Origin of the sequence: Streptomyces sp. NPDC002785 (assembly GCF_040295565.1) — a bacterium.
GTDB lineage: Bacteria > Actinomycetota > Actinomycetes > Streptomycetales > Streptomycetaceae > Streptomyces.
Window position 1 is genome coordinate 1 of sequence record NZ_JBEOVN010000293.1, and the last position, 6,713, is coordinate 6,713.

General features: G+C 69.3%; 4 protein-coding genes and 2 pseudogenes. 3 read left to right on the top strand and 3 right to left on the bottom strand.

All coding sequences use genetic code 11. The annotated features are described in order from the left end of the window. Positions 1–67 precede the first annotated feature (67 nt). The 3 genes and pseudogenes from ABTZ94_RS35450 to ABTZ94_RS35460 form a co-directional block, all read right to left on the bottom strand. A pseudogene (locus ABTZ94_RS35450) lies at positions 68–799 on the bottom strand (YoaK family protein). A 90-nt stretch (positions 800–889) separates the two neighbouring features. Continuing rightward, entirely contained in the window at positions 890–2,017 is a 1,128-nt protein-coding gene (locus ABTZ94_RS35455) for a low temperature requirement protein A (protein WP_351207229.1), read from the bottom strand. A 50-nt stretch (positions 2,018–2,067) separates the two neighbouring features. After that, positions 2,068–3,435, bottom strand: a complete 1,368-nt coding sequence (locus tag ABTZ94_RS35460) for a dihydrolipoyl dehydrogenase family protein (protein ID WP_351207231.1) — start codon at positions 3,433–3,435, stop codon at positions 2,068–2,070. Between the two features lie 243 nt (positions 3,436–3,678). Here ABTZ94_RS35460 and ABTZ94_RS35465 point away from each other — a divergent pair, with 243 nt between their 5' ends. The 3 genes and pseudogenes from ABTZ94_RS35465 to ABTZ94_RS35475 all read left to right on the top strand — a co-directional run bounded on the left by ABTZ94_RS35465 (position 3,679) and on the right by ABTZ94_RS35475 (position 6,562). Further along, positions 3,679–4,257, top strand: a complete 579-nt coding sequence (locus ABTZ94_RS35465; protein WP_351207233.1) for a Dps family protein — start codon at positions 3,679–3,681, stop codon at positions 4,255–4,257. Between the two features lie 158 nt (positions 4,258–4,415). Further along, positions 4,416–4,715 (top strand): annotated as a pseudogene (locus tag ABTZ94_RS35470) (LysR family transcriptional regulator); the annotation flags it as partial. A gap of 281 nt (positions 4,716–4,996) precedes the next feature. Then, entirely contained in the window at positions 4,997–6,562 is a 1,566-nt protein-coding gene (locus ABTZ94_RS35475; protein ID WP_351207235.1) for an ISAzo13-like element transposase-related protein, read from the top strand. Positions 6,563–6,713 lie beyond the last annotated feature (151 nt).

Genomic DNA, 6,713 nt, shown 5'->3' on the forward strand with positions numbered 1-6,713 from the left:
CCTGAGCCCCCTGATTCAGGGGGCTCAGGCGTATCCGGTGCGCCCCGTGGGGCGAGCAGTGCCTGGCTCAGGACGGTGGCCGTGTCCAGGCGGGCCGGCGGCCGAGAGGCGGTGGGTGGTCACGGAGGTGAGGGCGAGGAGCAGCAGGGCTAGGCTCAGGGTGAGTACAAGGTGGCCGTGCAAAACCAGCTGGGCTCCGACAAAGGCGCCGAGGAACATCGCCAGCGCGGACAGAATCCGCCGGCCCGGCCGTGGCGCCGCACCGCCGGCCGGAGTGGAGTCCGCGGCCAGCCCCGTCAGGGTCAGGGTCAGTACGGTCGTAGTGAGGTCCGGGACGCCGAGGCGCCGGGCGACCGCGTTCTGCAGACCCATGCCGAGCCCGAGGAACACGATCAGCGTGTACTGGACACCCGTGGTGACCCGGCCATCGGTGACCGCGGCGGCAGCCACGGTGACGGCGACGAGAACCGTCTGCACGGCGGTGGCCGTCTTCAGCAGGTTTCCGCGGTGGGTCGCGAACCGGGTGCCGAGCCTGCCCCCGCGCGCCGACGAGCAACGTTGTCAGGGCGACGACAGAGGCGAGCGCGGACAGGTTCGCGGCGCCCACCAGAGCGAATCCCAGAAACACCACGTTTCCGGTCATGTTAGCGACGAAGACGTGCCCGAGCGCCAGGTAGCTCACCGCGTCGACCAGGCCGGTGACCACCGTCAGCGTCAGCATCAGGGGAGGCAGTGGGCCGTGGCGGTCCTGTTTGGGCGGTGCGAGCGTGAGTACCGCGTCATTCAGCAGGCTGCGCATGCTGCTTCCTTCCCGTTGCGACGGCACTCACCACACGGTGAGTGCCGCCGCGCGGCCTTCGGCCCCAGCACAATCTCGATGCGGGCTTCTTCACCGGCGCTCCACCGTGACCACCGCGACCAGGACCGCCAGCAGCGCACCGGCGGCCAGGGCAGGTGCCGGGAAGAAAGCGGCCAGCAGGACGCCAACCGCCGCGACGGGATACGGAATCCACTCGGCCACGGTTCTTTGATGGGGCCGGAGGTGTACGGCCCAGACGGTGATCAGGAAGACGGCCGCGGGGACGGTGACCGCCGCGCCCGCGGCCAACGGCGAGGCATCCGTGCTACGCGTGACGTGATCGGCGTACGCGGCCAGGCCAGCTCCCTCGGCGGTCGCCGAAGCGAAGATCAGGTAGTGGCCGTAGGCCCAGGTGAATCTCCTGCGGTGGGCCTGATGTGTCGTGGCAAGCAGCGTGTGCGCGGATCTGGCGAAGTACAGCCACCACATGGCGTAGGCCATGAACAGGCCACCGGCCGCCACCGCGTACAGCGAGCCGGTGCCGTGGTGCCGGTCGAAGGCGCCCCGGACGGCGCCGGTGGCCGCCGCGACGGACTCTCCGAGGACGATGAGGGTGAAGAGTTCGTAGCGCTCGGCGATGTGGCGCGGATGCCATGGGGTCATCCCGGCGGACTGTGCCCACACCGGCACGGACACCTCGGCAACGATCAACACCACAATGCCCGGCAGCCGCGCCGATACCGGGAGACCGAGCAGCCCGACCCAGCCGAACTGACACACTGTCACTCCGACGGCGAAGCGCAGGGCGGTCGCCCGCCGAGCGGGGTCGGACCACGCGGCGCGCAGCCACAGGACGGCCAGGGCGGTACGCAGCACGACGTATCCGATGGTGATGACCCGCAGGTCACCCTCCTCGAACGCGCGGGGAACGCCTGCGGCGAGCACGAGCGACCCCGTGATCTGGACCAACACCGTCAACCGGTACAGGACGTCGTCCGGGTCGTAGGCGGAAGCGAACCAGGTGAAGTTCATCCACGCCCACCAGATGGTGAAGAAGACCAGCGCGAAGCGCAGGACACCGGTGGCGTACTCCCCGTCGGTCAGCGCCTCGTGCAGACTCCCGGACGCCTGCGCCACCGCGATGACGAAGCACAGGTCGAAGAGAAGCTCCAGCGAGGTGGCGGCCCTGTGCGGCTCGCCGGGGTCGCGGCCCAGCATGGTGTGCCATCGCCTGGGCGCCGGGGCCGCGTGGGCGATCTGGGGGCGGCTCAGCGGAGGGCTCCGAGCGCGGCCTCGACCGTCCGGTGGAAGGTGGGGTACGTGTAAATCATGTGCTGGAGCCGGTCGATGGGTATCTCGGCGTGGACGGCCACGTTCAGTCCGTAGAGCACCTCGCCTCCCGCCGGCCCTGCCGACGTCGCGCCGATCAGCACACCCCGGTCCGCGTCCTCGACAAGCTTGATGAGCCCCTCATTGCCCGGCCCGTGGATCCAGCCTCGCGTGGAGACGGCGATGGGCAGCACGCTGGTACGTACCCGCAGCCCCCGCTCACGCGCCTGCCGCTCCGTCAACCCGACGGCACCGATCTCCGGATCGGTGAAGGTGACGCGGGGCAACGCCCGGTAGTCGGCGTCGGGACCGGGCTGCCCGAGGATGTCCCGGACGGCGATCTGCGCCTGGTACATCGACACATGGGTGAAGGCACCACGGCCGGTGATGTCGCCGACCGCCCACAGCCCCTCCCCGGCCCGCATCTGTCCGTCCGTGTTCACGGCTCCCGCCGTTGGATCCAGCCCCACCGTGTCGACCGCCAGCGCGGCCAGGTCGGCTTGGCGCCCGGTGGCGATCAGAAGCCGTTCGGCACGCAGCGGCTCCCCGTCACCCTCAAGTCGGACGGTGAACTCGGTGCCGTCATGGCTGACCTGCCGTGCCCGAGCACCCGTGAGTACGGTGACTCCGTCCGCCCGCAGAACCTCCGCGGCCAGCTCGCCGGCTTCCGGTTCCTCCTGCGCCAGCAGCCGGGCCTGCCCCTCGATCACCGTGACCGCGCACTTGAAGCGGGCGAAGACCTGAGCAAGTTCCACACCGATGGCACCCCCGCCGAGCACGACCATCGACTCCGGCAGCTCCTTGGCCGCCATGGCATCCCGGTTGGTCCAGTACGGCGTTCCCTCGAGGCCCGGCACCGGGGGGATCCGGGGCCGCGTGCCGGTGGCCAGCACGACACCGCGCCGAACTTCGAAGGTGCGGTCGCCGACCACCACCCGGCGCGGCCCGGAGAGACGGCCCGTCCCCCGGACGAGCCGGCCGCCCTTGTCCGCGAGACGGTCGGCGGCGACCTTGTCGTTCCAGTCGTCGGTGGCCTCGTCGCGGATACGCCCGGCGACCCTGCCCCAGTCCGGAGTCACGACCGCTTCGCCGGCGAGGGCGGGCACCCGACCCGCCTCGGCGAGCAGATTCCCGGCACGGATCATCATCTTGCTGGGCACGCACCCCCAGTACGGACACTCGCCCCCGACGAGTTCCGCCTCGACCCCCACCACGTCCAGACCGGCTTCGGCCAGCGTGCCCGCGGCGTACTCACCGCCCGGCCCCAGCCCGACGACCACCACATCCGCCTGCTCGTTCGCGCTCATGCCTGCCTCTCCTCGTTCCTCGGGCTCCACGGACGTGGGCTGTCCCGCCGAGGCTAGGTCGGCCGGCCGAAGGCCCGTGCCCGCCAGCGCACGGATGCTTGCCCGGGAGCGAACGCATGGCACGGGACACCGCGCACTGTGCACTGGCGGGCACCACCGCATGCGCTCCTGGTCAATGCGCCCTGCGTCGGGGCACCTAACGTCACTCGGGTACGCACAGCAAGGCACCACAGGAGGCGGACCATGACCACCAATTCCAAGCCCGTGAGCAGCAGCCAGCCGTGGCTGCACCAGAGGGGCGAGGTGATCCAGGAGTTCGGCACCGTCAAGCAGTTCCCGATCGGTCTGTCCTACGAGGCGCGGATGTACTCCTGCCAGCGCCTGAACAAGGTCCTGGCGGACACTCAGATCCTCTACGGCCTCTACAAGAAGCATCACTGGCTGATGCGCGGCGCGACCTTCTACCAACTGCACCTGGTCCTGGACAAGCACGCGGGGGAACAGCTCGAACTCGTCGACACCATCGCCGAACGCGTCCAGTCCCTGGGCGGCGTCGCGGTGGGCGACCCCAGGCACGTCGCGGAGATCACATCGATCCCGCGGCCTCCGGACGGGGTGGAGGAAGTGCCGGCGATGCTGTCCCGGCTGCTGGAAGCCCACGAGACCATCCTCGTCGAGGCCCACGACGCCGCCGCCCGGACCGGTGAGCTGGGTGACGACGGCACCAACGATCTGCTGGTCTCACAGGTGATCAGGACCGGGGAACTGCAGACCTGGTTCCTGGCCGAGCATCTGGTCGACACCCCGCTCGTCCGCGCCTGAGGAATGGCCGCGGCTTCGGTCCGTCGTACGGGACCCGGTACCTGCAGGGGCATGACCGGCGCACCCGCACGACGCCCCGTGGTCCGCATACGATGTAGCCGAGATCGAAGCCCGTCGCCTTCACACCGGACGGAGCGCTGCTTGATCGGGAGCAGATGATGGATCTGCGGCAGATGGAGGTCGTCGTCTCGGTGGCGGACACGGGCGGTTTCACGGCAGCGGCACGGCAGCTGCACGTGGTCCAGTCCGCCGTGTCCAGCACGGTCCGGGCCCTCGAACGCGAACTGGGCACCCCCTTGTTCGACCGACGAGGGTGGCCTTGCCGGCCTCCATCGGGCCGCCGGAGACGAAGACCGTCGGGTACCACACACCGCGTCGCCCTTACCCCGGCCGGCGAGGCGTTCGTCCCCGCCGCACGCGCGACGCTGCGGGCCGCCGAGCTGGCCCGGGAGGGCATTGTCAGGTTGAGCGAGAGGCTTCCGGCTCTTGGCATGCCGAGGCCGTTCCGGGCCGCTCTGCCCGGTTCGGGGTGTGGTTCAGGCCATCGGGACGGGGTGTCCGGTGGTGGCAGTGATCTCGTTCCAGATGGTGAAGCGGTCCTTCATGACGGTGCGGTACTCGGGGGCGAACATCAGGTGGCGGCCGGGGCGAAAATGCGGGGAGATCCGACTGAACGAGGCCAGGAAGCGCTGCGCCCCACCGAGGGCTTGTAAAGAATCAACATGTTGCTTCGGGGTTTCTGCCGCGTTGGTGTGGTACGCGCGTACCGAGCGAGGTCTGTGACCAACTTGCTGTGAGATTCGAGGTGTTGTTTCCGCATCTGGACGAGCGGCAGCGGCGGCTGGTGCTGGCTACCGAGGCCCGGCTGCTGGGGCACGGTGGTGTCCGGGCCGTCGCGCGTGTCGCGGAGGTGAGCGAGACGACCGTGCGCAAGGGGGTCTTCGAGTTGGAGGGCGGCGAGACGACGAAGTCTCTTCGGCACCTGGCCGAGGATCTCGCTCGGCAGGGGCATCCCGTGTCGGCTCCCACCGTGGGCCGGCTGCTGCGGGAAAACGGCTTCAGCCTCCAGGTCAACGCCAAGACCCTGGAGGGCAGGCAGCATCCCGACCGGGACTCCCAGTTCCGCTATATCAACGAGCAGGTCAAGGACCACCAAGCGTCCGGGGAGCCGGTCATCAGCGTGGATGCCAAGAAGAAAGAGAAGCTCGGTCAGCTGCCCAGCGCCGGCCGTGAGTGGTGCCCGAAGGGCGGCGCCTCGACCCGGACCCGCACCGGACTGCGGGTGGAGGCGGAACTGGACACCGGCGCCTACCCGCTGGGGATGTGCGTCAGCACGGACCGTATGAAGATGCTGCCGGTTGAGCCGCACCCCTGCCGCGGCGCCTGGAACTACACGATCCGCCCCCCGAGCAGGCCTGCTGCCCTGGCAGCACCCGGGACGGGGAAACCCACCGCGGCGCCGGAACGCGCAGCGGCTCTCGAGCTGCTGTCCGCTCCGTGCCTGACCGGAATGAGCCGCGCGGAACTGGACGCAATGGCCCAGCAGCTGGCCACCGCCCAGGCCGCACAACGGGAGGAACTCCGCTACCAGGAGCGCGGCGGGAAACGCCGCCAGGTCCCCGGAGCCCACGGTCGGCCCCTGCTCTCCGCCAGGGACCGCCTCCTGATCAACGTTCTGCATCTGCGGCAGGTATGCGCCCAGAAAGTCCTGGCCGAGATCGTCCAGGTCACCCCGCCGGCGATCGGCCAGGCGATCAGAGAGACCCTGCCGCTGCTGGACGAGCACCACTACGCCTTCACCCCCACCGCCTTGCACTTCACCCAGGCGCAGGAGGTCCTCGCCTTCGTACAGACCGGCTCCGCCACCCCGCCCCGGCACCTGGACATCTCCACGGTGCTGTCCGACCCGTCACTGCCCGGCATGAGCCGCGAGGACCTGCAGAAACTGACCGACCGACTGCTGGTGAGGTACACAGCCCTACGGGAACGGCACCGCTACCAGCGACGCGGCGGGCCACGTCAGCCCGGGACGAACGGAGGCGCCTTCCACCAGAAGGTCGCCCACGCGGAACGCGTCCTGGCCGCAGTCCTCCACCAGCGCGAAGTATGCACCCGCCAGGTACTCGCCGACCTCTTCGACGTCACCCCACAGACCATCGGCACCATCTTCCGTGACCTCAGCCCCCTTCTGGAAGAAGACGGCCACCACCCGACACCAGCCACGCCATTCCGCACCGCAGCGGACCTTCTCGCCTCCGTCGCACCACCCGAAAACGCCCCGGAGAAGAACGAATCACCATGTTGATTCTTTACAAGCCCTGACGGAGCGGAAGCCCTTCATCGCGCGTTCGCGTTGCCTTGTCGGCTAGGGCGCGTATCTGGTTGTGATCAATCTGTGGATTCGCCCCCGCGGCGAGGCCTGATCCGATAGATCAGGCTGTGTGACACGACAACAA